We start from the raw sequence: 21,474 nt of genomic DNA, 5'->3' as shown, positions 1-21,474 counted from the left end.
AAAAGCAAAACAGCGACCCTAAGGTCGCTGCAATTCAGATATGGTGCGGAGTATACAAAATCCGCACAGCGAATCAAGACATGTGATCTTCATTCTCATTTTTGGTTGGTTTACCGTCTTCGTCTTTTGGCATGTATTTGTAGATGTAGACACAGGTTTACAACCGTAAAGCCGAGCGTGGCAGCTAATAGACCAAAGACTTTAAAGTTCACCCATACATCGAGTGGAAACTCATAAGCGACATATACGTTTAGGCCTGCACAAAACGAGAAGAACGCTACCCAAGCCCAAGTCACTTTCGCCCAGACGTGATCAGGTAAGGTAATTTCTTTGCCAAGCATGCCTTTAATAGCGCTACGGCCAATGGCATGGCTGACTGCTAGACCAATTGCAAAAATAGTGTACACGATGGTGACTTTCCACTTAATGAAATTGTCATCGTGTAAGAAGATAGTCATGCCACCAAATACCGCGACCATTAGGAAGGTGATGACCTGCATCTTTTCTACTTTTTTATAAAGGAAGTAGGTTAAGACAATTTGTACTGCTGTCGCAGCAATGAGTGCGCCTGTTGCGACATAGATGTCCTGCATTTTATACAGCACAAAGAAAATAATCAGGGGAATAAAATCAATAAGTTGCTTCATGTTTCTTGCAAACCTTGCAGTAATAATTGACGACAGTGTAACCAAAACTTAAAGAATACAAAACCATTTGAGACAATTAGAAACAATAACGTTCCGCCATTAGCCCTTTACCACGATAAAGTAAATGGCACGTCGTTAAAATAAAGAGAGGGGCCGCTTATACCTAGCGAACCAGTATCACGCCAAATGAAGAGAAATTAACTAGAACGAATGGTAATCAAAGGCAATGCGCCATCACCTTTGATTGTTTTGATTAGTGCGTGATTGTTTTGATTAGTGCGTGATTGTTTTGATTAGTGCGCGATTGTTTTGATTAGTGCACGATAGGTTTGATTATTGCGCGATAGGTTTTTAAGTCCCGAAATGGAAGCGTATTGCGGCGGGTGTAAGTCTTGTGGTTTGATTTGCACTCGTGCATCACTGGCCCGGCAAACGCCATCAGTATCGCCGCCATTGGCTCGAACGTATTTGTGAAGCCCGGCAAGTCCTTCTTTGTAATAGGAGTCCAATTTGCCGCGATAACCATAGTACGTGCACTTGTCATAGCCCCAGCCATACATATAGTCAGCCAATGCTTGTGCAAAACTCCGATTACCATCAAACCATGATGCACTGTTACAGTTATAGCACTTAATTTTACCTGTAAAGGTTTTAGGTAGTCCATTCTCCTTTAGACGATCCACGACAAACCGATGGCCAACTTTTGTTCCCCAACTTTTTGCCATAGAAATACTTTCTGTACCGGGGAAACCATGACCCCGAATATAAATTTGGTCGTCATTGGCGATATTCACCAGATCGGGCACTTTCACTCCAGGTTGATACCACACTTGAATCGCTTCTTTTTGTTTTTCTGTCCATAAATGTTGAATCCATCGATGGTTTTTTCGTCTTGTTAGGCTGGTGGCGTAAGTGCCATGTTCGTCTTGATAGTCACCGTATTCTAGCCATGCTCTAGCATCCGTTGTGGGCGTGGGCATGTAAAAAATGATTTTTCCCATAGTGTCCTCGAGTTCCTTTCCTAAACATTCTGTTATCGACCGATGAAATACCTTTGAACCTTAATGACGCATTTCAAGGTGCTGTAAAGCTGTAGTTCGATAACAGTGGTTTGTTAACCATAGTAGAAGACGAGCTGGTTATACGAATTGGGCAGATAATGAAAATCTAGAGTTGATCGTAAGTCTTTGATTAATTGTTGTTTAATGAACTTATTGTAAAGGTTGGATGAGCGATTTTTTTGCGTTTCATTGTAATCTGCGACTTATGCCACGCAATAAGCGCAACCGTATCTCTATTGAAAGGCTGATATTACCCGCAACATGAGGGCGAAAAGAATGGCGTTCGATCTGGCGTTAAACTTAATGGTGTGTACGATATTTTATATTATTGTGTACAATTTGGCCTTTGGATATCTACAATGTAGTGGTGTCTTTTATAGGAGAGCGTAAATGGATGTGGTCAAGATAGGGATTGTCGACAGAGTACTAATGAATGTGAGTATGAATTGGAAGCTTATGATACCGAGTGTGGTTGCCTGTTTAGTGATAGGCATCGCTGCACTATATATCGTAATGACAACGGAGGCGTTGACGTATAACGATCAGATGTTAGTTACCGTGTTGTTGTTGTCTATGTTGATGAATTTTGCGTTGTCATGGCTGATAAAAAACAGCATCTTACCATTATTGCAACATGTGAAAATCGTAATGAATGCGGTTAACGGCGGCGACATAGAGGCTCGAATTGGTTTTTCGGGTTCTGATGAGTTTGGTCAAATAGGTGAAGCGACGGATGCAACATTGGATAAATTAGTCACGTTGTTAAAAGACATGTCTGAGGCGGTCAGTGAACTTAGAAAACTGTCTTACAACCTCGATGGTTTATCTGCTGACACCTTGAGGAATGTTAAAAATCAAAGTGAGTATGTGGATCAAACCGCGGCAGAAATTAGGAAAATGGCTCAGGCAGCTGAGTGTAATACTCACAGCGCCTCAACGGCGCTTGTCTCAATTGAGTCGCTTTCGAGTAGTCTTCAAGTGGTGCGCAAGAATATTTCGAGCATCGCTAACGGTGTACAAGGTCTTACTGCTGATTCTAAGGTCGTATCTAATGCTAGTCAGCAGATGATGATAGCGGTTGAAAAGGCGAGTCGATCCGTCGCATTAATAGAGAAGATTTCAGATCAAACCAATCTGCTAGCATTGAATGCAGCAATAGAGGCGGCGAGGGCAGGTGAATTGGGGCGTGGCTTTTCCGTGGTTGCAGAGCAGGTTCGTGAATTGTCGGAAACCTCGCGTTGCTCGGTGTTAGACATTAAAGACATCAATCAAGAGTTGATGCACGTCTCTGACGCTCTTAAATCGAGAATTGAGCAGAGTAATCACAAGATTACGGCACTGATGTCGCGTTGCAGTGAGTCGGAAGTGAAGTTTGTTGAGATTTCCGATGATATTGGTCAACTTGTTCATTTTGGCCGCGCAGTCAAAGCCCAATCCGAACAGCTCTCTGAGTTAACGAATAATAATGCTCAGCGCCTAAGTTTATCTAAAACTAAACTGAAGGATTGCGTGAACAATATTGAGCAAAGCGTGGACTACAAAAATACCTTACTTACCTTATCGACAAACATGGACAATATGATTGCGCGGGTATGAATGTGAGACTGCTCTAGTGCGAAATTGGATAGGGTAGGCATTAAAAAGCCGATCGAATTTCGACCGAGCTTTGGGTTCTATCATGACTACTTTTTGGTTTAATAAAGCAGTACGTTTGTTTTAGATGTTTACGCTTCTTGTTGCTTTAGTTCTGTCGCATTCGCTTCTTCTTCAACAAGCGCATCAACGATAACAGCACAAGCGGCGTCGCCAGTGATGTTAAGCGCAGTACGGATCATATCGAAGATACGGTCAAGAGCGAACAGAAGTGGTAGCCCTTCAATTGGAATGCCTGCTGCAAGCAATACGGCAACCACTAGGAACGAAGGACCTGGAACACCCGCTTGCCCTACGGCACCAAGTGTTGATGTCACGATGATTGCGACGTACGCGCCCATTGATAAATCAATGTTGAACAGCTGAGCAAAGAAAATAGCAACCAAGCCGTAGTAAATCGCATTACCAGACATGTTAATCGTTGCACCTAGCGGCAGAACAAAAGAGGCTGTTGAGTTACGTACACCTAGCTCTTTCTCACATGCTTCCATTGTGACAGGAAGTGTTGCCATAGAAGAGGCTGTCGATAGGGCAACCGCTTGTGGCTTCTTCATTACGCTAAGGAATGTTTTAGCTGACGTTTTGGTGAACACTTGGATAAGTAATGGGTAAACCACAAAACCAAATATCAAAATCGCTGCGGTGTAAACCACGAACAGTTTGAACACAACCATTAGGGCGCCAAAACCAAATGTACCCACAGCTTCAGCCATTAGACCAAATACGCCAATTGGAGCAATGATCATGACTTTGTTGATCATCCAAACCATGACATCAACAATTGAATTTACGCCGTTAAGAAGAGGGTCGCGCTTTGATACTTCAAGCTTTGATAAACCAATACCAAAGAATAAGCAGAAAACGAGAATTTGCAGGATGTTTGCTTCATTCAGTGATTGGAAAACGTTGGTCGGGATCATACCGGTTAGGGTCGCCCAGAAAGAAGGTAGATCACCTTTTGAAGCGTATTCAGTAGAGAACATGCCTTCGATACCAGCGGTGTCGATGTTGACGCCTGGTTCGAAAATTTCACCCATGAATAGAGCCAGTGCAACAGCAAGTGCTGAAGTCAGGCCAAAAAACGCCAGCGTAGTAGCGCCAACTTTGCCTGCGTTACTACTGTTACCTAGTCCAGCCGCACCAGAAATAAGTGCTACTGCAACCAGTGGAATAACGAGCATTTTAATTAAATTGATGAAAATGGTACCGAGCGGTGCAAACATCGCCGCTGACTGACCCATCATTGCCCCTATTACGGTGCCGAGAATCATCGCGATAACGACTTGGACACCGATATTTTTTATCATTGACTTGTCTTTTAACACTTCCTTAACCTCTGTGCTGTAAAATTTTAATATCCCAGTATAGTCTTCCATTAGAACGGAAAATGTCAGACTATTATTTCGAGTGATTTTTTACACTTTATTAGCACTCTTAGCAACTGTTAGAAAACGAATAATGCAGAATAATGCACAAAGTGAGTACCAAGTGGCGAATTTACCATCGATCGCAAACGTTTGCGTTGAGCTCTTGTCATGGGAGCGTGAGAAAAGATACAAAGCTTGAATGGGTTGATAAGTTGGAATGTAAAAAAAGGTTGCACGCAAGTGCAACCTTTATGAACTGATAACAATTAACTTAGTGTTGAGTAGCTGCTTTCATTGATGCAACAAATTCACTGAGTTCAGTAAGCATTTTTGTTGGGCTCTCGAGGTTACGCTCGATAGTTTTGACTACCGCCGAACCTGAAATGGCACCCGCTGCGCCTGCGGCAAGCGCATCTTTAACTTGCTGCGGTTCAGAGATACCAAAGCCTAGTAATGACGGTGGAGCGTCATGTTTGATCAATTTGTCTAATTGCGTGGTCATTGGCATATTGGCTTTGGTTTCAGTACCTGTCACGCCAGCGCGAGACAGTAAGTAGGTGTAACCTCCACCGAGCTCAGCGACTTGCTTGATCGTGTCTTCTGTCGCTGTTGGAGGTGCAATAAAGATAGGGTGTACACCATGTTTATGCGCTGCTGCAACAAACTCTTTACTTTCATTAGTTGGTACATCGGCAATGAGTACGGAGTCTACGCCAACGGCAGCGCACTGTTGGTAAAACGCATCAACACCTTTTGAGTACACTAAGTTGGCGTACATAAGCAGACCAATAGGCAGTTCCGGGTACTTGCTGCGGATTTTCGCAATCAAATCAAAGCAGATAGGTGGCGTGGTTTTCGCCTTAAGCGCGCGGATGTTCGCCCCTTGAATGGTTGGACCATCGGCTTGAGGATCGGAAAATGGCATACCTAGTTCAAGTGCATCGGCACCTGCATCGACAAGGGTTTCCATGATCTGTAAAGACAGCTCAGGATTGGGATCACCAATGGTCACGAATGGGACAAAAGCGCCTTGTTTTTTTTCTGCTAGGCGACGAAACATGTCTTGATAACGGTCCATTATAGCGCTCCTTTTTCTTTCAAAATGTCATGTACCGTAAAGATATCTTTGTCTCCACGACCTGAGAGGTTTACCACTAACAATTGTTCTTTTTCTGGTTCATCGTGCGCCATTTTCAACGCGTATGCGAGTGCGTGAGACGACTCTAGAGCCGGAATGATACCTTCCTGACGAGCAAGAATTTGGAAGGCCTCTAGTGCTTCATCATCGGTAATTGCGCCATACTCAGCACGACCAATGGCGTTTAGGTGAGCGTGTTGCGGACCAACAGATGGGAAATCAAGTCCCGCAGATACCGAATAAGACTCTTCAATCTGACCATGAGGGTCCTGCATTAATGGCGCTTTCATGCCAAAGAATATGCCAGTCGTGCCGTGCTTAAGTGGTGCACCATGTTGGTCGGTATCAATACCAAGCCCTGCAGGCTCAACACCGATCAGACGAACTGACTCTTCTTCGATGAAGTCAGCAAACATACCAATAGCATTTGAGCCACCACCAACACAGGCGATGACGGCGTCTGGCAAGCGGCCTTCACGTGCTAAAATTTGATGTTTGGTTTCTTCACCAATCATGCGTTGAAATTCACGCACTATGGTTGGGAATGGGTGCGGCCCCGCTGCCGTTCCGAGTAGGTAATGCGCGTCTTCGTAGCTGGCAGACCAATCACGTAGAGCTTCGTTACAGGCGTCTTTTAGTGTGGCGGAGCCGGAGTGCACAGGAATCACTTCCGCGCCCATTAAACGCATACGGAAAACGTTCGGGTTTTGACGCTCAACGTCTTTAGCCCCCATATAAACGCGGCACTTAAGACCGAGCAAGGCACAGGCTAGAGCGGTGGCGACGCCATGTTGACCTGCACCGGTTTCTGCGATGATTTCTTTTTTCCCCATGCGCTTTGCGAGTAACGCTTGACCAAGCACTTGGTTGGTTTTATGCGCGCCACCGTGTAACAGATCTTCACGTTTTAGGTACAATTTTGTTTTTGTCCCTTTCGTTAAGTTGCGCGTAAGCGTTAATGCGGTTGGGCGTCCAGCGTATTCTTGCAGCAGTCCCATGAATTCCGCCTGAAATTCATCGTCCTCCTGTGCATCAATGAAAGCTTGTTCAAGTTGATCAAGCGCAGGTACAAGAATTTGTGGTACGAACTGCCCACCATATTCGCCAAAATAGGCATCCAATTTCGCCATGGTTGTTTCCTCTCTTTAATTCTGGTGACTCGCTGGTGAGCAAGTATTAGTAATCTCTTAATAGTGCGAAGGCTTTGTTCAGTTTATCGATGTCTTTTTTACCCGGTGCAGATTCCACACCAGAGTTTAGATCCAGTCCGATACAGCCCAATTTACTTGCTTGCTTGATGTTGTCTGGAGACAAACCTCCGGCAAGCATAATGTCGTTAGTATTGTTAAGGAGTTGCCAATCAAAGCGTTGACCCGTTCCACCTGTTTGCTCACCGACTTGTGCATCAAGCAAATGTCGGTCGGCATGGATTGCGGTTAGATCAGGCAGTACATCTTTGACGCCATGCGCTTTCCAAATAGCAATGCCAGCTTGCAATTGAGGTTTTAGCGCATCAATGTAAGCTTGGTCTTCATCACCATGCAACTGAACTGCAGATAGACTCAAATCATTAGCAGTACGAGCTACGCTGTCGACGTCATGATTTTGGAACACGCCCACATATTCTAGTGGCGCGCCACTCATGACCATTCGAGCCGCTTCAAAATCTACATAACGAGGTGACTTTTCAACAAAAATCAATCCACCTTTAACAGCGCCAGCTTGATACGCTTTTGCTGCATCATCGGCGTGGGTTAACCCGCAGACTTTATTCTCACCAAGTAGTACTTTGCGTACAGCCAACTCAAGGTTGTCTTCGGCCATTAACGAACTGCCAATTAAAAAGCCTGTTGCGTAGTGTGAAAGGTCACGAACTTGCTGGTTATTATAGATGCCTGATTCAGAGATAATGATGGTCCCAGCGGGTAGCTTGGGAGCGAGCTCTTTGGTTCTATCTAAATTAACCGATAAATCACGTAAGTTGCGATTGTTAATGCCAACCACTTTGGCTTGCAACTTGATGGCACGCTCGAGCTCTTGTTCATTACTCACTTCGGTAAGAATACCTAGGTCGAGTGAGTCGGCAACCGCGGCTAATTCACGATACTCGTCATCATTGAGCACCGATAGCATTAAGAGAATAGCATCGGCTTGATAATGGCGAGCAAGATAGACTTGGTACGTATCCACCATAAAATCTTTGCAGATGACTGGCTGCTTAACTTGACCACGAACTTGTGGCAAGAAGTCAAAGTTGCCTTGGAAATACTTTTCGTCTGTTAGCACTGATATCGCGCTCGCATGGTTATTGTAAACCGAGGCGATATAGTCTAGATCAAAGTCGTCTCTGATTAGTCCTTTAGATGGCGATGCTTTTTTACATTCTAGAATGAACGCGGTTTTTCCCGTTGAAAGGGCGTCATAAAAAGATCGATCAGAGGGCGTTAATTGCGCCTTAAAGCTCTCAAGCGGCTGTGACTGTTTGCGGGCTTCTACCCAAACTCGTTTGTCGTCGACGATTTTTGCTAGTACCGTTTCCATTGCTAGTTCCTATTTCTTAACCGCGCGCTGCGAGTTGTTTTACAAGCTCGTAAGCCTTACCAGAATTCATGGCGTCGATCGCTTGTTGTGCGTTTGCTTTTAAATCTTCAAAGCCAAAAAGCTTCATGAGTAGTGCGACGTTAACGGCAACCGCGCCTAGCTGAGCCTCTGTTCCCTTACCGGTCAGCATATTGGTAATGATGGCGCGATTTTCTTCTGGCTCGCCACCTTTGATTGCTTCGAGAGGGTGTCGGTTCACGCCAAAATCTTCAGGCGTTAATGTGTATTCGGTGATGACGCCATCTTTTATTTCCGCGACTAATGTATCGCCATGAATGGCCACTTCGTCAAGCCCGCTACCATGGACAACAGCCGCACGTTTCATTCCCATTTGTAGCATGGTCTCAGCGATGGGGCGAACCAGTTTCGCGTCGTAAACGCCCATCAGCTCGATGTTGGGACGGGCAGGGTTGATGAGCGGCCCTAAGATATTAAACAGTGTTCGTGTTTTCATGGTTTGGCGAACCGACATCGCGTGTTTCACGCCACCGTGATATTGCGGAGCAAACAGGAATGCCACGCCTAAGTCGTCTACGGCTTGGCGAGTATCTTCTGGGCTCATGGCGAGGTTGATGCCAAACGAGTCAAGTAAGTCAGATGACCCAGACTTGCTTGAGACGCCGCGGTTACCGTGTTTCGCTACCTTTAAGCCACAGGCTGCAGCAACAAATGCGGCTGTCGTGGAGATATTAATCGTATTCGAGCCGTCTCCGCCTGTGCCGACAATGTCGGCAAAGTCGTAGTCTGGTCGAGGAAAAGCTTTGGCATTAGCAAGTAACGCTTTCGCTGCTCCTGCAATTTCGTCAGGTGTCTCACCTTTGATTTTAAGCGCCGTTAGAGCCGCTGCCATAAGAATAGGGTCAAGTTCACCTTTAATAATGGTGTCAAACAACTCTTGGCTCTCTTGCTGACTAAGCGAGAGCTGGTCGTAAAGTTTGTTGATGATATTTTCCATAATTACGATTCCTTAAATTTATGAGTTATTTGAGTTAACGAAGTGAACCCGCTCTTGCCCAATCGATGGCATTGGCCAGTAATGCCGCACCATGTGTTGTCATGATGGATTCTGGGTGAAATTGAAAGCCACAAATGCGGTCTTGCTCGTTGGCAATCGACATCACTAGTCCATCCACTTCTGCGGTAATAGCAAGGCTATCAGGCACGTGAGTCGCCACGAGCGAGTGATAGCGTGCGATGGCGAGAGGAGAGGGCAGTCCGCTGTAAATAGCGTGGTTATCATGCGCCATCATTGAGGTTTTACCGTGAATGATTTCACCCGCGCCTGCCACGGTGCCACCGTAAGCCTCTACCAACGCCTGATGTCCTAGGCAAATGCCGATCATTGGCACTTTGCCTTTGAGTTGCTGAATTAAAGCGGGCATACAGCCAGCTTCTGATGGTGCGCCAGGTCCAGGCGATAATACGACAACTGCGTCTGTTAACTTTAGTACTGCGTCGGCAATGGTTTGCGCCGCGATGTGGTTACGATAAATGGTTACGTTGTGGCCTAAACTGCGAAATTGATCCACTAGGTTGTATGTGAACGAATCGAAGTTATCGACAAAGACGATGTTTGCTTTATCTGTCGAGCAAACATTGGTCAGATTTGAAGTGTTAGATTGGTCGCTCATACGTGTCTACCCCTGATGCGCGGTTTTGATAGCGGAAATCACGGCTTGTGCTTTGCCACGGGTTTCATCGGCTTCTGCTTGTGGATCAGAATCAAATACGACGCCAGCTCCAGCTTGTACTTGTGCGATGCCGTCTTCTACGTAGGCTGCACGAATAACGATACAGGTATCCATATCACCGACGCCATTCATGTAGCCGACAGCGCCGCCATAACTGCCTCGAGTCTGACCTTCCACCTGGCGAATGAGTTGCATCGCACGAATTTTTGGTGCGCCCGTTAGCGTGCCCATGTTCATGCAGGCTTGATAGCCATGCAGCGCGTCAAGATCGAGACGCAGTTGACCGACGACACGAGAGACCAAGTGCATCACATGGCTATAACGGTCGGTTTGTAGCAAGCTTGCAACGTGGCGAGTGCCCGGTTCGGAAATACGAGCTACGTCATTTCTTGCCAAATCGACGAGCATCATATGCTCGGCATTTTCTTTCATATCACAACGAAGCTCTAACTCCATGCGGCTATCGAGATCTTGGTTGATCGAGCCATCAGGGTTTTTGCCGCGGCGACGTGTTCCGGCGATTGGGTAGATTTCGATCTGATTGCTTTGCGAACAATATTTCAAGGCACTTTCCGGTGAAGCACCAAAAAGCGTAAACAACTCGTCTTGCATGTAAAACATGTAAGGACTTGGGTTACTTCTTTTGAGCTCTTTATAAGCCACTAGAGGTGAGGGGCAAGGAAGTGTGAAACGTCGCGAAGGCACGACTTGGAAAATATCGCCGCGTACGACGTATTCTTTTAGATCTCGTACCGTTTGGCAAAAGTCTTCATCTGAGACACTGGCGACTTCTTGATTGTCTTTGACAACTTGTGCGGTAGGCAGTGCTTTAAGGTTGTTGCATTGTTGGCTGATGTCTTGAATACGCGCACGAATACGAGCAAGTTCGTTGTCGTCATGATTGAAGAGGGTGGTCTGTAGGTCGCATGATTCTTTTTGGTGATCGACAACAAGCAGGCTCTCAGCAACATAAAAGACGTAGTCAGGGCAGCGATTGGACTGCTTGGCGTTACCTAAAGGTTCAAATTGAGCAACGAGGTCGTACGCGAATAAACCACCCATGAAAATCGCATTTTTGTTTAATCCGCTAACGTCAAAGCTGTGTTGAACTAATCTCAATGCATCGAATGAAGACGCTTCACGCAGTCGGGAGTCTTCATCAAGTTGGTCATCGGGCATCTCAAAATGCACGGTCAGCGTTGTTTTGCTCAGTGTGTAATGAATACCAGAGGATAAGTTACCAGCTAAAATGACCAGTAAATTTTCACCATTTGTCGTTAAGGCTTCATAACGGACAATGTGTTCTTCACAAATAATACGAACGGCGGAGTCGACGATCAATAAACTTTGTAGATCTTGTTTTGAGTCAATTTCGGCGGACTCAAGCAGTAGGCTGTCGGTTTTGTTTTCACAAAGCGTGTGAAAAGTGCTGTCGGGTCTTTTGAATAAGGGACTTGTAGTGAAAGTACCTCTAAACGACCTTGTTTTTGAATAGTAATGGCTTTGTTCACAAAACCTCCTCTCTTCATCAATCTGCTTTAGCAGTATCTACCCTGAAAACTATGTGTTCCATACTCGCACAATTAAAACGTTTGCCCAACGTTGAATCTGCCCAAATTGCCGCATAGTTAATCAGTTAAACCAAAAAATAAAAAAGCCCACTCATTTGAGTGGGCTAGTATTAAATCTACTTATCTTTTACGCACGTAAAAAAGCCCACTTGGAATCATTCCATGTGCGCCACCAATTTCCCGCAGAGCGTTTAACTGCGATTTGGGGTTTTTGGATTGGGTCAATTTCTTGTACCATACGTGCATTACTCTAATTCTGTACCTGCGTACTAGTTAACTAGTTCGGGGTGTGAAAGTCAACCGATATTAAAAATAAAATGAAGATAGATCTACACAGTCACACAACGGCATCAGATGGTCGTCTCTCTGTTGAAGAGCTTTTAGAGCGAGCGATTGAATTTAGTGTGAAAATTATCGCCATCACCGATCACGATACGTTGGATGCATTGCCAGAAGCTAAGCGTCTAATTGAGGAGCATGAATGGCCGATTGAGCTGGTGAATGGCATTGAAGTTTCAACCGTTTGGCAAAATAAAGACATTCACATTGTTGGCTTAGGTGTGGCGCTCGATAACGAGGCGCTTTTAACGCTTATCGCCGCGCAAAAAGCAAGACGGGCAGAGCGCGCTGAGTTAATGGCACAGCGGTTGGAAAAAGCGACGCGTCCGGGTGTACTGGAAGAGGTGCAGGTGATGGCGGGTGGTGCACCAATTACACGCTCTCATTTTGCTAAGTGGATTGTTGAAAACGGGTACGCCAAGAATATGCAGCAGGTATTTAAGAAGTACCTCACTCGAAACAATACCGGGTATGTGCCGCCTAACTGGTGCACGATGAGTGAAGCTGTCGATGCCATTCACGCTGCAGGTGGTGTGGCTGTGCTTGCGCATCCAGGCCGCTATCAGCTTACGGCCAAGTGGTTAAAACGGCTACTTGCTGCATTTTCAGAAGCGGGTGGAGACGCTATGGAAGTGGCGTTACCACAACAAAGTATGCAAGAAAGACGCAACCTTGCAGATTATGCGATACAATACAATCTATTAGCTTCTCAAGGTTCCGACTTTCATTATCAATCGCCTTGGACGGAACTGGGTCGAAACTTATGGCTGCCATCGGGCGTAGAGCCAGTATGGGATCGTCTATCATTACAAACGGCAACAAGGCTCGAAAGTCAGAGTGCCGACAATTAGTATTATTTAAGCTCTTGATGTGGAACAACAAGGAAAGTTGTGCCGAGAGTATTTAGCTGAAGGAATAACAATGAGCCAATTTTTTTATGTACACCCAGATAACCCTCAAGCGCGCTTGATCAGTCAAGCCGTTGCGATTGTTCGTAATGGGGGAGTGATCATTTACCCAACAGATTCAGGGTATGCACTGGGTTGCCAGCTTGAAAACAAACAAGCACTTGAGCGGATCTGTCAGATTCGTCGTCTTGATGACAAACATAATTTTACACTTTTGTGCCGTGATTTGTCGGAAATTTCGCTTTATGCACGCGTCGATAATACGGCGTTTCGTTTGCTAAAAAACAACACGCCAGGTCCGTTTACTTTTATCTTCAAAGGCACAAAAGAAGTACCGCGTCGCTTAATGAACCCCAAGCGAAAGACGATTGGTATTCGCGTGCCGGATAATAGAATTGCCCTTGATCTGCTTGAAGCCTTGGGCGAGCCACTGATGTCGACGTCATTGATTCTTCCGGGTAATGACATAACCGAGTCGGATCCAGAAGACATCCGTGACAAACTCGAGCATGCCGTTGATGTTATTTTGAACGGCGGTTACTTGGGTGAGCAACCGACCACGGTTATTGATTTTAGCGATGATGAACCAAAAGTTCTCCGTGTCGGTGCTGGCGATCCTGCACCATTCGAATAAACATCGAACCAGATGGTGTGATGAAATAACCTGAGAAACTTGGTGATTCTAGCCAGTTTCTCTGCGATAATACGCGACCGCGATTTTGACGATCGCAATATCTGGTTTCGACGTCTGTGAAGACGACATTATAGGTAGGTAGATGAGCGAAAAATTACAAAAAGTGCTTGCCCGCGCAGGCCACGGCTCACGTCGTGAACTTGAAACATTGATCAAGTCAGGACGAGTGAGTGTCAACGGTCAGGTTGCAAAATTGGGTGAGCGCCTTGAAGACGACAGTGCGATCATTCGTATTGACGGGCATACTGTATCGGCTAAAGCACAAGAAGAAGTGGTTTGTCGAGTATTGGCGTATTACAAGCCCGAAGGTGAGCTTTGTACACGTCACGATCCTGAAGGTCGTCGTACGGTATTTGATCGCCTGCCAAAAATCCGCGGTTCACGTTGGATTTCAGTTGGTCGTCTTGATGCAAACACATCGGGTCTTTTGTTGTTTACTACCGATGGTGAACTAGCAAACCGCTTGATGCACCCAAGTCGCCAAGTTGAACGTGAATACCTCGTTCGTGTGTTTGGTGATGTGACTGAAAGCAAAATTCGTAACCTAGTTCACGGCGTAAAACTTGAAGACGGCATGGCACGTTTTGAAGATGTTGTGTATGCGGGTGGCGAAGGTATGAACCACACCTTCTACGTTGCGATTAACGAAGGTAGAAACCGTGAAGTACGTCGCTTGTGGGAATCACAAGAGACGACTGTAAGCCGTTTGAAACGTGTTCGTTACGGTGATATCTACCTAGATAAAAAACTGCCTCGTGGTGGTTGGACTGAACTGACGCTAAAAGACGTGAACTACTTACGTGAATTGGTAGAGCTAAAACCTGAAAAAGAAACGCTTCTTGATCAGAACAGCGCGAACACTTCTCGCCAGCGTGAGCGCTCTCGCAGTCAAAAAATCCGTCGTGCGGTTCGCCGTCACGAAGAGCGCGTTAGTACTCCGTCAAAAGGTCGCAGCAACCAACAACGTCGCAACAAAAAGAGTGCTGGTGAAGCGGGTTCTCGTGCGAAAACCGGACGTCGCTAATTGCTAACGCTATCACTTCTTACGTCGTTAAGAGAGTGAAACAAATTATAAAAGGCCCGTTAGTGAAACTAACGGGCCTTTTTTGTTGATATCTTGATAGCGTTTACCTTAGGCCTAGTTAGTTGGACACGCGTATTTTAAGCGATGACCTAAAAATACGCCTCCATCAGCATTAGCGATAAACAGGCTTCTTATTGAAATGGCTCTCGACCATTCGCTGCGTCACAATATGCTGAGGCTTAGTGAGAATGTCTTGTGTGTCGCCGTATTCAACCACGTCACCTTCATGCATCACCATCACTTTGTCCGTAATGTGTTTTACGATGCCTAAATGCTGTGATACGTAGACAAAAGCTACGCCCATTTCTTCTTGTAGTTCTAGAAATAGGTTAATAATTTGCGATCGCATCGCCATATCCAAGCCATTGAGTGCTTCGTCAGCGACGATGATAGAAGGCTGCAAGATGAGTGCCCGTGCCAAACAAATACGTTGCTTTTGGCCTGTGGCAAGCATCTGTGGATAAAAGTAAGCGTGCTCTGGTAGCAAGCCAACTCGTACTAGGGTGTCTTTGACACGTCGCATTCTCGCTTCTGGTGGCATGTTAGTATTTCGTTTCAGTGGCCCTTCCAGAATGCGACCAATTTGTATTCTTGGATTCAAAGAGGTATTAGGATCTTGGAAAATCATGCGGATAAGCTTACAGCGCGTGGAGTAGTCCTTATGCTCTAGCAAGTCACCATTGACGCGTATTTCTCCGGCTGTTGGTCTCGACAACGCCTGCTAGCATACGAGCAAGCGTAGATTTACCTGAGCCATTCTTGCCAATAAAACCAATGGTTTGACCTGCTTCTAGGCTAAAGCTGACGGGCTTAACCGCATGCTGAATTTTCTTCTGAAAAGCTTTGAACGAGTCACAAAGTCCTTTTTAAGTCCTGTGACTTCTAACAATGCACTCATGCTTTTTTCTCCGTATTCAGCGGGAAGTGACAGCTGTATTTATGGTTCTTGACTCGTTTGACGGGTGGAATTTCAACACACTGCCTTTGCGCGTAAGGACAGCGAGGGCCGAGTCGGCAGCCTATCGGCAAATGCTGAAGTGGTGGAATGGAACCTGGCAAAGATTGTAGCTTCTCTTTATGCGGGATCCAGTCACCGAAGTCAGGCATCGCTTTCAATAAGGCGACGGTATAAGGGTGCTTGGGCATGTCCAAGATCTTTTGGTATCAGCAGACTCAACGGACTGGCCGCAATACATGACGGTAATACGCGTTGCCCATTGGGTAATGGTGGTGAGGTCATGGCCAATGAGGATCAGAGTGGTGTTATGGAGCTGATTCATACGGCTCAATAAACGTAAAATCTGCGACTGAGTGATAGGGTCTAAGTCGTTAGTCGGTTCATCGGCAATCAATAACTTGGGCTTAGCGGCGATCGCCATAGCAATCATGATTTTTTGACACTCACCATCGGTGAGCTCATACGGATAGCTGTGCATGACACGAGTATGCTCTTTAATGCCGACCTTATGTAACAGGGCAATAGCTTGCTTTTTACGCCATTTAAATCGCTCCCACCACTTTCCATCGAAGGAGCGTGAAGGAATCGATTCAATAAGCTGGCGACCCACTTCTTCTGATGGGTCTAGGCAGGTAGACGGTTCTTGGAAAATCATCGCCACATCACGGGCGATGACGCGACGTCTTTCCCGTGGCGTGAGTTGTAATAGGTCGATGTTACCAAGACGCATACGATCGGCAGACACCCGCCAGTTGTCTTTGCATACGCCAACGATCGCTTTGGCAACTAAGCTTTTTCCGGAGCCAGACTCGCCAACGAGACCGCGAATTTCCCCATCATTAATGGTAAAACTCATTCTGTCGACGGCTTTAACTAATCCTTGTGGGGTTTCAATTTCGATAGTCAAATGACGAATATCTAATACAGGCATTATTCCACTCCCGCGTTTAACGCGCTGCGCACGCCTTCGCCAACGATGTTGATGACGACAACCACACATAAAATGGCTAGGCCGGGTAAGACCACAGTCCAAGGTGCGAGATAAAGAAGCTCGGCGGCATCACCTAATACCGCTCCCCATTCACTGCTAGGGGCTTGAGCACCTAGCCCCAAAAAGCCAAGGGCGGTAATGTCTAAAATTGCGATGGATAGCGCGAAGGTGAATTCGGCGGCAATAATGGACAGAATATTAGGCAAAATCGAGTTCCACAATAAGTAGAAGTCATTGGCCCCGTCGAGACGAGCCGCCATGATGTAGTCTTTTTCTACTTCGGTGTGCACCGCTACATAAACGGTACGAACAAAGCGCGGGATTAGGGCTAGGCAGATAGCAAGCAGGATGTTGTATTCGCCAGGACCTAAAAATGCCACAAAAATGATGGCGAGTAACAGCGATGGAATTGACATCACGGTATCAAGAAGGTGGTTCAAGATACTGGATAGTAAGCCCTTTGTCATACCCGCTAAAATACCGATAAAGCAGCCCACTAACGCTGAAATAACGGTAATAATGACCGCTGCACCGAAGGATAGGCGAGAGCCATCGATAATTCGAGAAAGGATGTCACGACCTAAATCATCGGTACCAAAAAAGAACTCGACCGTCCCCGCAGGATCCCAAGATGGCGGAATAAGCAGAAAAGAGCTTTGCTCCATTGGGTCATATGGAGCGAGCCATGGCGAGGCGAGCGTGATGAGAATGATTAGCCCAAAACACCATAGCCCAAACATGGATAGGCTATTACTTCGATAGCTTCGCCAAAAGCGTTCGAGTTGGGTTGGAATGCGTTCTTCCTGATAGATGTTATCTGACAGCATACCATTCCTTCCTAACTAACGGGTTGATCATCGCGCCGATAATATCGGACAAGATACTTGCCGCAAGCACAATGGTCGCAACCACCATTACGCCAGCTTGTATTGATGCATAATCCTGACTTGATAGCGCATCTAAGAGCCAACGACCGATACCCGGCCAGTTAAAAATGGATTCCGTCATAATCGCGAGGGTAATCATGCTCGACAGCTGAACACCTAATTTCGGTATTATTGGCGGTATGGCGTTACGAAGAACGTGCTCTATCACGATCTCGTAATTGGATAAACCTTTGATCCGCGCGGCTCGGATGTAGTTTTGTGCCATCACTTCTGTCACGGAGGTGCGCATCATTCGTATCACTTGCATCGTCGGAGATAGCGCCAGTACGAAACAAGGCAGAATCATATGCTCGATAACGCTTTGCAGCGCTTCGCGTCGGTATGGTCCATCCGAGAGCAAGGCATCGATCAACGCAAAACCAGTCACATGGTCGATTTCATAGAGTAAGTCATAGCGACCAGCGACCGGGAACCATTGAAAATTAAGTGAAAAATACATAATCATCAACAGTGCAATCCAAAATAGAGGGGCAGCGTAGCCCACCATCGATGAAAAAGAGATGATGTTATCGAGCCACTTGCCTTTTTTCATACCTGCGATGGTGCCTGCAGGAATGCCGATAAATACGGAGATGGTAAAAGCGGCAAAGCACAGTTCTAACGTGGCAGGCAGGACGGCGGTCAACTCATCAATGATTGGGACAACCAGCTTTCGTTAATCCAAAATCTAGCTTTGTGAGTTGCCCAACATAGTGGATCCAGCCTTGGAAAAACGTTTGGTTTGCCCAAAAGGAGTCGGGCTCTAAGCGCAGCAAGTTATAGCCGACCAACGTTAGGATAAGCAAAGTGATGACAAACAAATTGAGGCGGCGAATCGCATACCAGAACATCTATTTTAACCTCACTACTTGGTCAAACGGCTGGGCGTTAAATGGGCTTGTGCGAAAGCCGGTCAGATCATCATTGTGCGCTTGATATTTTTGTCCATGCGCAATAGGAATGACCGGGACTTGTTCGAACAGAATGTTCTGAGCTTGTCGATATAAGTTAACACGGTAGCGTGGTTCGCTTACTTCAAGAGCGAGATCGAGTAAAAAATCAAAGTCGTCATTACACCACATTGAAAGGTTCAGTCCTTCCCGTTTCGATGAGCAAGACAACAGGGGTCTTAAGTAGTTATCGGGATCACCAGTATTGCCGACCCAACCCGTAAGTAATAAATCGACTTCTTGGATGTTAGCTAACTCAATTCGGTCTACACGTTCATCGGTTAACAGATTCAATGTGACGCCGACATCGGCAAGATTTGCTTGGATAAGCTCCGCCGTTTTTCTCGGACTTGGGTTATATACTCGAGGCTCAAGTGGCACCGCCATTGTGAGCTCTAAGCCTTTGTCATAGCCTGCGTCGCGAAGTAGCGCCATGGCATAATTGCGGTCATAGCGAACTTGAGTTTGATCTTTTTGATAGGCCCAAGAGCTTGGTGGTAAGAGCGTATAGGCTTTTTCACCGCTGTCGTAGTAGACCGCTTCGAGAATATTGTCACGGTTGATTGCTAAATTAAGGGCCTTTCTCACGCGTTGGTCACTGAGCGCTGGATGCTGGGTATTGAGTGCGATAAATGACACGTTCATCGCAGGCTTTGCTTGCAGTACGACAGAATCTTCTTTAAGAATAATGGGTATTTGACTCGATACTGGTGAATTGAGAACATCACACTCACCACGTAATAACTTAGCCAACGCACCAGCCCCTCGGTGGGAGATGTCGAAAACAACTTGGTCCATTTCAACGGGACCGCGCCAGTATTTGTTATGACGCTTTAAGCGCACTAAATCGGCGACTTGGTACTCATCGAGATAGAATGGACCTGTCCCTACAGGGTGTGTGTCGAGATTGAGCTTGTTCTCTTCCTGCTGCAATATTTTACCGTATTCTGCGGAGAATATGGGAGCGTGGGCGGTCGAAATATTAGATAAGAAGGAGTTGTCTGGTTTCGAAAGCGTGAATTGAACCGTGTGATCATCAATAGCAATAACACGGGTGACCAGCGAAGCAAAGTTGATGCCAGCAAACCATGGATACACGCTGCCACCCACTTGGTGATAAGGGTGGTCAGTATCTAAAATACGCTCAAAACTGAACACCACATCGTCAGCATTGAGCGTTCGAGTTGGGGTAAACCAATCTGTGGTATGAAATTCAACATTATCACGCAGATTAAAGGTGTAGACGGTACCGCTTTCATCGACCGTCCAGCTTTTTGCCAAATTGGGTACTGGCTGATGAGTCCCTGAATTTAGCGTGAGTAGCGTGTCATATAATTGAGGCGCGATCGCTTCGACAGTAATGCCACCGTCGACTAATTGAGGGTTAAATGTACTCGGGCGACCTTGGTCGCAGTACACGAAACCGTCCTGTCGAACTTTTGTATGGTCGATCGTATCCTCACAGCCAGCGACTAGCGCAATGCTGCAAAGTGTAATGGATAGTTTTAGTAATGCCTTCATAAACACGCTACATTCATTTTAGTGAACGTAATATCTGTATTGAGAACAGAGTAATTTACCACTAATTTGATTGTTAAACCAATAACGACAAGTAGTTATCGACGATTTTATTTATTTTAATGGTGACTCTTTGAGCGCTTTCATATGAGTTTGTGCTTTCTAACCAGCCCTCTTAGCTGATCATAGCTTAAGCTCAGCATTTTAGCGGCGGTTCTTTGGTTGTATTGTGCTTGCTCTAATGCTGCGCGAATAACAATGATGGCTTGTTCTTCTTTCCAAGATTTAAAATCAATCGGAAAGGTCAGGTTATCAATGAGCGGTGCTGAGGATGCCTGCTAGGGGGCATTAACGGATGTCACTGCTTGGGTGAGTTTCTCCGATGCGGTGTGTTCTGACGTTTCGTCCGCATCTGTAGCAGGCTCTTTTGCTGAGTTTAATGTCGGAAACTCGTTGCTAAACGGATTAAAAGTGAGCGAATGGATAGGGTGTGAGTTCGTACCGTGCTGATAGACAGCACGTTCGATGACATTCTTGAGTTCACGAACATTTCCTGGCCATGGGTATTCATGAATGCTGCGCCAAGCTTGGGAACTGAAACCGACAAATAGAGGTAGACTTAGTTCACGGCACATCTTTATTGCAAAGTGCTCGGCCAGCAGCGCAATGTCTTCTTGGCGGGCTCTTAGCGGTGGAAGCTGAATGACATCAAAGGCCAGCCTATCCAATAAGTCCGCTCTGAATTTTCCTTTTTGCGCCAAGGCTGGCAGATCTTCATTGGTGGCGCACACTAACCTTACGTTGGCTTCTAATGCTTTTGCTCCGCCGACACGCTCATATTGACCATATTCAATGACGCGCAATAGCTTCTCTTGAACCGATAGCGGCGTCGTGGCCAATTCATCTAAGAACAGTGTGCCATTTTCGGCACGTTCGAATCGCCCAAGGTGGCGCCCTTTTGCGCCTGTAAATGCACCAGACTCGTGGCCAAATAACTCAGAGTCGATTAACCCATCGCTCAATGTCGAGCAGTTAAGTGAAATCAGAGGGTGATCCCAGCGTGTGGATAGGTAATGAAGACGCTGGGCAATGAGCTCCTTCCCAGTTCCTCTTTCACCAATGACCAGCACGGGGCGATTAATGGGAGCCAGCCTTGAAACTTTATCGAGAACGGCTAAAAAGCTTGGAGACTCGCCAATGAGGTTTTGCGCCATGTTACAGTCCTTAGATGTGGTTTTTTTACCAACTATTGGTGAATCATATTAGCAGTCTACTAATAAAATGCGAATGATTGAGCTAACATATTGTTAATGTAGGCTTTGTAAAACTGGCATGAAACTTGGATTGTCTTAGGTGGCACATGATTGAATGATGACA

14 protein-coding genes and 6 pseudogenes are annotated in these 21,474 nt (G+C 46.1%); 4 read left to right on the top strand and 16 right to left on the bottom strand.

What is annotated here, in order from left to right:
- Nucleotides 1–73 precede the first annotated feature (73 nt).
- Nucleotides 74–647, bottom strand: a pseudogene (locus tag AC0L66_RS11420) (septation protein A).
- A 293-nt stretch (nt 648–940) separates the two neighbouring features.
- Entirely contained in the window at nt 941–1,648 is a 708-nt protein-coding gene (locus AC0L66_RS11415) for a hypothetical protein (RefSeq protein ID WP_473567376.1), read from the bottom strand.
- Between the two features lie 450 nt (nt 1,649–2,098).
- Here AC0L66_RS11415 and AC0L66_RS11410 point away from each other — a divergent pair, with 450 nt between their 5' ends.
- Nucleotides 2,099–3,304 (top strand): methyl-accepting chemotaxis protein, encoded by a 1,206-nt coding sequence (locus tag AC0L66_RS11410; protein WP_473567374.1) that lies wholly within the window; start codon nt 2,099–2,101, stop codon nt 3,302–3,304.
- A gap of 128 nt (nt 3,305–3,432) precedes the next feature.
- On the opposite strand, the gene AC0L66_RS11405 is transcribed toward AC0L66_RS11410, so the two are convergent.
- From AC0L66_RS11405 to AC0L66_RS11375, 7 genes and pseudogenes are all read right to left on the bottom strand, one after another.
- Entirely contained in the window at nt 3,433–4,737 is a 1,305-nt protein-coding gene (locus tag AC0L66_RS11405) for a dicarboxylate/amino acid:cation symporter (RefSeq protein ID WP_473567372.1), read from the bottom strand.
- A 262-nt stretch (nt 4,738–4,999) separates the two neighbouring features.
- Nucleotides 5,000–5,806 (bottom strand): tryptophan synthase subunit alpha, encoded by an 807-nt coding sequence (trpA, locus tag AC0L66_RS11400; RefSeq protein ID WP_473567370.1) that lies wholly within the window; start codon nt 5,804–5,806, stop codon nt 5,000–5,002.
- Entirely contained in the window at nt 5,806–6,996 is a 1,191-nt protein-coding gene (gene trpB / locus AC0L66_RS11395; RefSeq protein ID WP_265675572.1) for a tryptophan synthase subunit beta, read from the bottom strand. The genes trpA and trpB overlap by 1 nt, the downstream gene beginning before the upstream one ends.
- 46 nt (nt 6,997–7,042) lie before the next feature.
- A complete protein-coding gene (gene trpCF / locus AC0L66_RS11390; protein WP_473567367.1) occupies nt 7,043–8,407 on the bottom strand; it encodes a bifunctional indole-3-glycerol-phosphate synthase TrpC/phosphoribosylanthranilate isomerase TrpF in 1,365 nt (454 codons plus the stop codon).
- Nucleotides 8,408–8,423: 16 nt separating this feature from the next.
- Nucleotides 8,424–9,422, bottom strand: coding sequence for an anthranilate phosphoribosyltransferase (gene trpD, locus AC0L66_RS11385; protein WP_473567365.1), 999 nt, complete (start codon nt 9,420–9,422; stop codon nt 8,424–8,426).
- A 34-nt stretch (nt 9,423–9,456) separates the two neighbouring features.
- Nucleotides 9,457–10,098, bottom strand: a complete 642-nt coding sequence (locus AC0L66_RS11380) for an aminodeoxychorismate/anthranilate synthase component II (RefSeq protein ID WP_473567363.1) — start codon at nt 10,096–10,098, stop codon at nt 9,457–9,459.
- Between the two features lie 6 nt (nt 10,099–10,104).
- A pseudogene (locus AC0L66_RS11375) lies at nt 10,105–11,669 on the bottom strand (anthranilate synthase component 1).
- A 377-nt stretch (nt 11,670–12,046) separates the two neighbouring features.
- On the opposite strand from AC0L66_RS11375, the gene rnm reads away from it, so the two are divergent.
- The 3 genes from rnm to rluB all read left to right on the top strand — a co-directional run bounded on the left by rnm (nt 12,047) and on the right by rluB (nt 14,694).
- Nucleotides 12,047–12,919, top strand: a complete 873-nt coding sequence (gene rnm / locus AC0L66_RS11370) for an RNase RNM (RefSeq protein WP_473567361.1) — start codon at nt 12,047–12,049, stop codon at nt 12,917–12,919.
- A 70-nt stretch (nt 12,920–12,989) separates the two neighbouring features.
- Entirely contained in the window at nt 12,990–13,610 is a 621-nt protein-coding gene (locus AC0L66_RS11365; RefSeq protein ID WP_265675566.1) for an L-threonylcarbamoyladenylate synthase, read from the top strand.
- Between the two features lie 142 nt (nt 13,611–13,752).
- Nucleotides 13,753–14,694, top strand: coding sequence for a 23S rRNA pseudouridine(2605) synthase RluB (rluB, locus tag AC0L66_RS11360; protein WP_428753530.1), 942 nt, complete (start codon nt 13,753–13,755; stop codon nt 14,692–14,694).
- A gap of 172 nt (nt 14,695–14,866) precedes the next feature.
- Here the strand turns inward: rluB and AC0L66_RS11355 are convergent.
- The 7 genes and pseudogenes from AC0L66_RS11355 to pspF form a co-directional block, all read right to left on the bottom strand.
- Nucleotides 14,867–15,652 (bottom strand): annotated as a pseudogene (locus AC0L66_RS11355) (peptide ABC transporter ATP-binding protein).
- Nucleotides 15,649–16,643, bottom strand: a pseudogene (locus AC0L66_RS11350) (peptide ABC transporter ATP-binding protein). The pseudogenes AC0L66_RS11355 and AC0L66_RS11350 overlap by 4 nt, the downstream one beginning before the upstream one ends.
- Complete coding sequence (gene sapC / locus AC0L66_RS11345) at nt 16,643–17,530, bottom strand: putrescine export ABC transporter permease SapC (RefSeq protein WP_265675562.1); 888 nt, start codon at nt 17,528–17,530, stop codon at nt 16,643–16,645. The pseudogene AC0L66_RS11350 and the gene sapC overlap by 1 nt, the downstream one beginning before the upstream one ends.
- Nucleotides 17,517–18,480, bottom strand: a pseudogene (locus AC0L66_RS11340) (ABC transporter permease). The gene sapC and the pseudogene AC0L66_RS11340 overlap by 14 nt, the downstream one beginning before the upstream one ends.
- A complete protein-coding gene (locus AC0L66_RS11335) occupies nt 18,481–20,100 on the bottom strand; it encodes an ABC transporter substrate-binding protein (protein WP_265675560.1) in 1,620 nt (539 codons plus the stop codon).
- 140 nt (nt 20,101–20,240) lie between these two features.
- Nucleotides 20,241–20,351, bottom strand: a complete 111-nt coding sequence (locus AC0L66_RS11330) for a helix-turn-helix domain-containing protein (protein WP_473569236.1) — start codon at nt 20,349–20,351, stop codon at nt 20,241–20,243.
- Nucleotides 20,352–20,491: 140 nt separating this feature from the next.
- Nucleotides 20,492–21,311, bottom strand: a pseudogene (gene pspF, locus AC0L66_RS11325) (phage shock protein operon transcriptional activator); the annotation flags it as partial.
- Between the last annotated feature and the right edge of the window lie 163 nt (nt 21,312–21,474).

The sequence above is a fragment of the Vibrio sp. GJ43-1 genome (assembly GCF_055808835.1).
This window is presented reverse-complemented; position numbering and strand designations above follow the sequence as displayed.

Excerpts from the sequence above, each read along its gene's own strand:
- rnm (WP_473567361.1), top strand. The coding sequence starts at position 12,047 with ATGAAGATAGATCTACACAGTCACACAACGGCATCAGATGGTCGTCTC.
- trpA (WP_473567370.1), bottom strand. The coding sequence starts at position 5,806 with ATGGACCGTTATCAAGACATGTTTCGTCGCCTAGCAGAAAAAAAACAA.
- AC0L66_RS11365 (WP_265675566.1), top strand. The coding sequence starts at position 12,990 with ATGAGCCAATTTTTTTATGTACACCCAGATAACCCTCAAGCGCGCTTG.
- AC0L66_RS11335 (WP_265675560.1), bottom strand. The coding sequence starts at position 20,100 with ATGAAGGCATTACTAAAACTATCCATTACACTTTGCAGCATTGCGCTA.
- AC0L66_RS11405 (WP_473567372.1), bottom strand. The coding sequence starts at position 4,737 with ATGGAAGACTATACTGGGATATTAAAATTTTACAGCACAGAGGTTAAG.
- trpB (WP_265675572.1), bottom strand. The coding sequence starts at position 6,996 with ATGGCGAAATTGGATGCCTATTTTGGCGAATATGGTGGGCAGTTCGTA.
- AC0L66_RS11410 (WP_473567374.1), top strand. The coding sequence starts at position 2,099 with ATGGATGTGGTCAAGATAGGGATTGTCGACAGAGTACTAATGAATGTG.
- AC0L66_RS11415 (WP_473567376.1), bottom strand. The coding sequence starts at position 1,648 with ATGGGAAAAATCATTTTTTACATGCCCACGCCCACAACGGATGCTAGA.
- trpCF (WP_473567367.1), bottom strand. The coding sequence starts at position 8,407 with ATGGAAACGGTACTAGCAAAAATCGTCGACGACAAACGAGTTTGGGTA.
- trpD (WP_473567365.1), bottom strand. The coding sequence starts at position 9,422 with ATGGAAAATATCATCAACAAACTTTACGACCAGCTCTCGCTTAGTCAG.
- rluB (WP_428753530.1), top strand. The coding sequence starts at position 13,753 with ATGAGCGAAAAATTACAAAAAGTGCTTGCCCGCGCAGGCCACGGCTCA.
- AC0L66_RS11380 (WP_473567363.1), bottom strand. The coding sequence starts at position 10,098 with ATGAGCGACCAATCTAACACTTCAAATCTGACCAATGTTTGCTCGACA.
- sapC (WP_265675562.1), bottom strand. The coding sequence starts at position 17,530 with ATGCTGTCAGATAACATCTATCAGGAAGAACGCATTCCAACCCAACTC.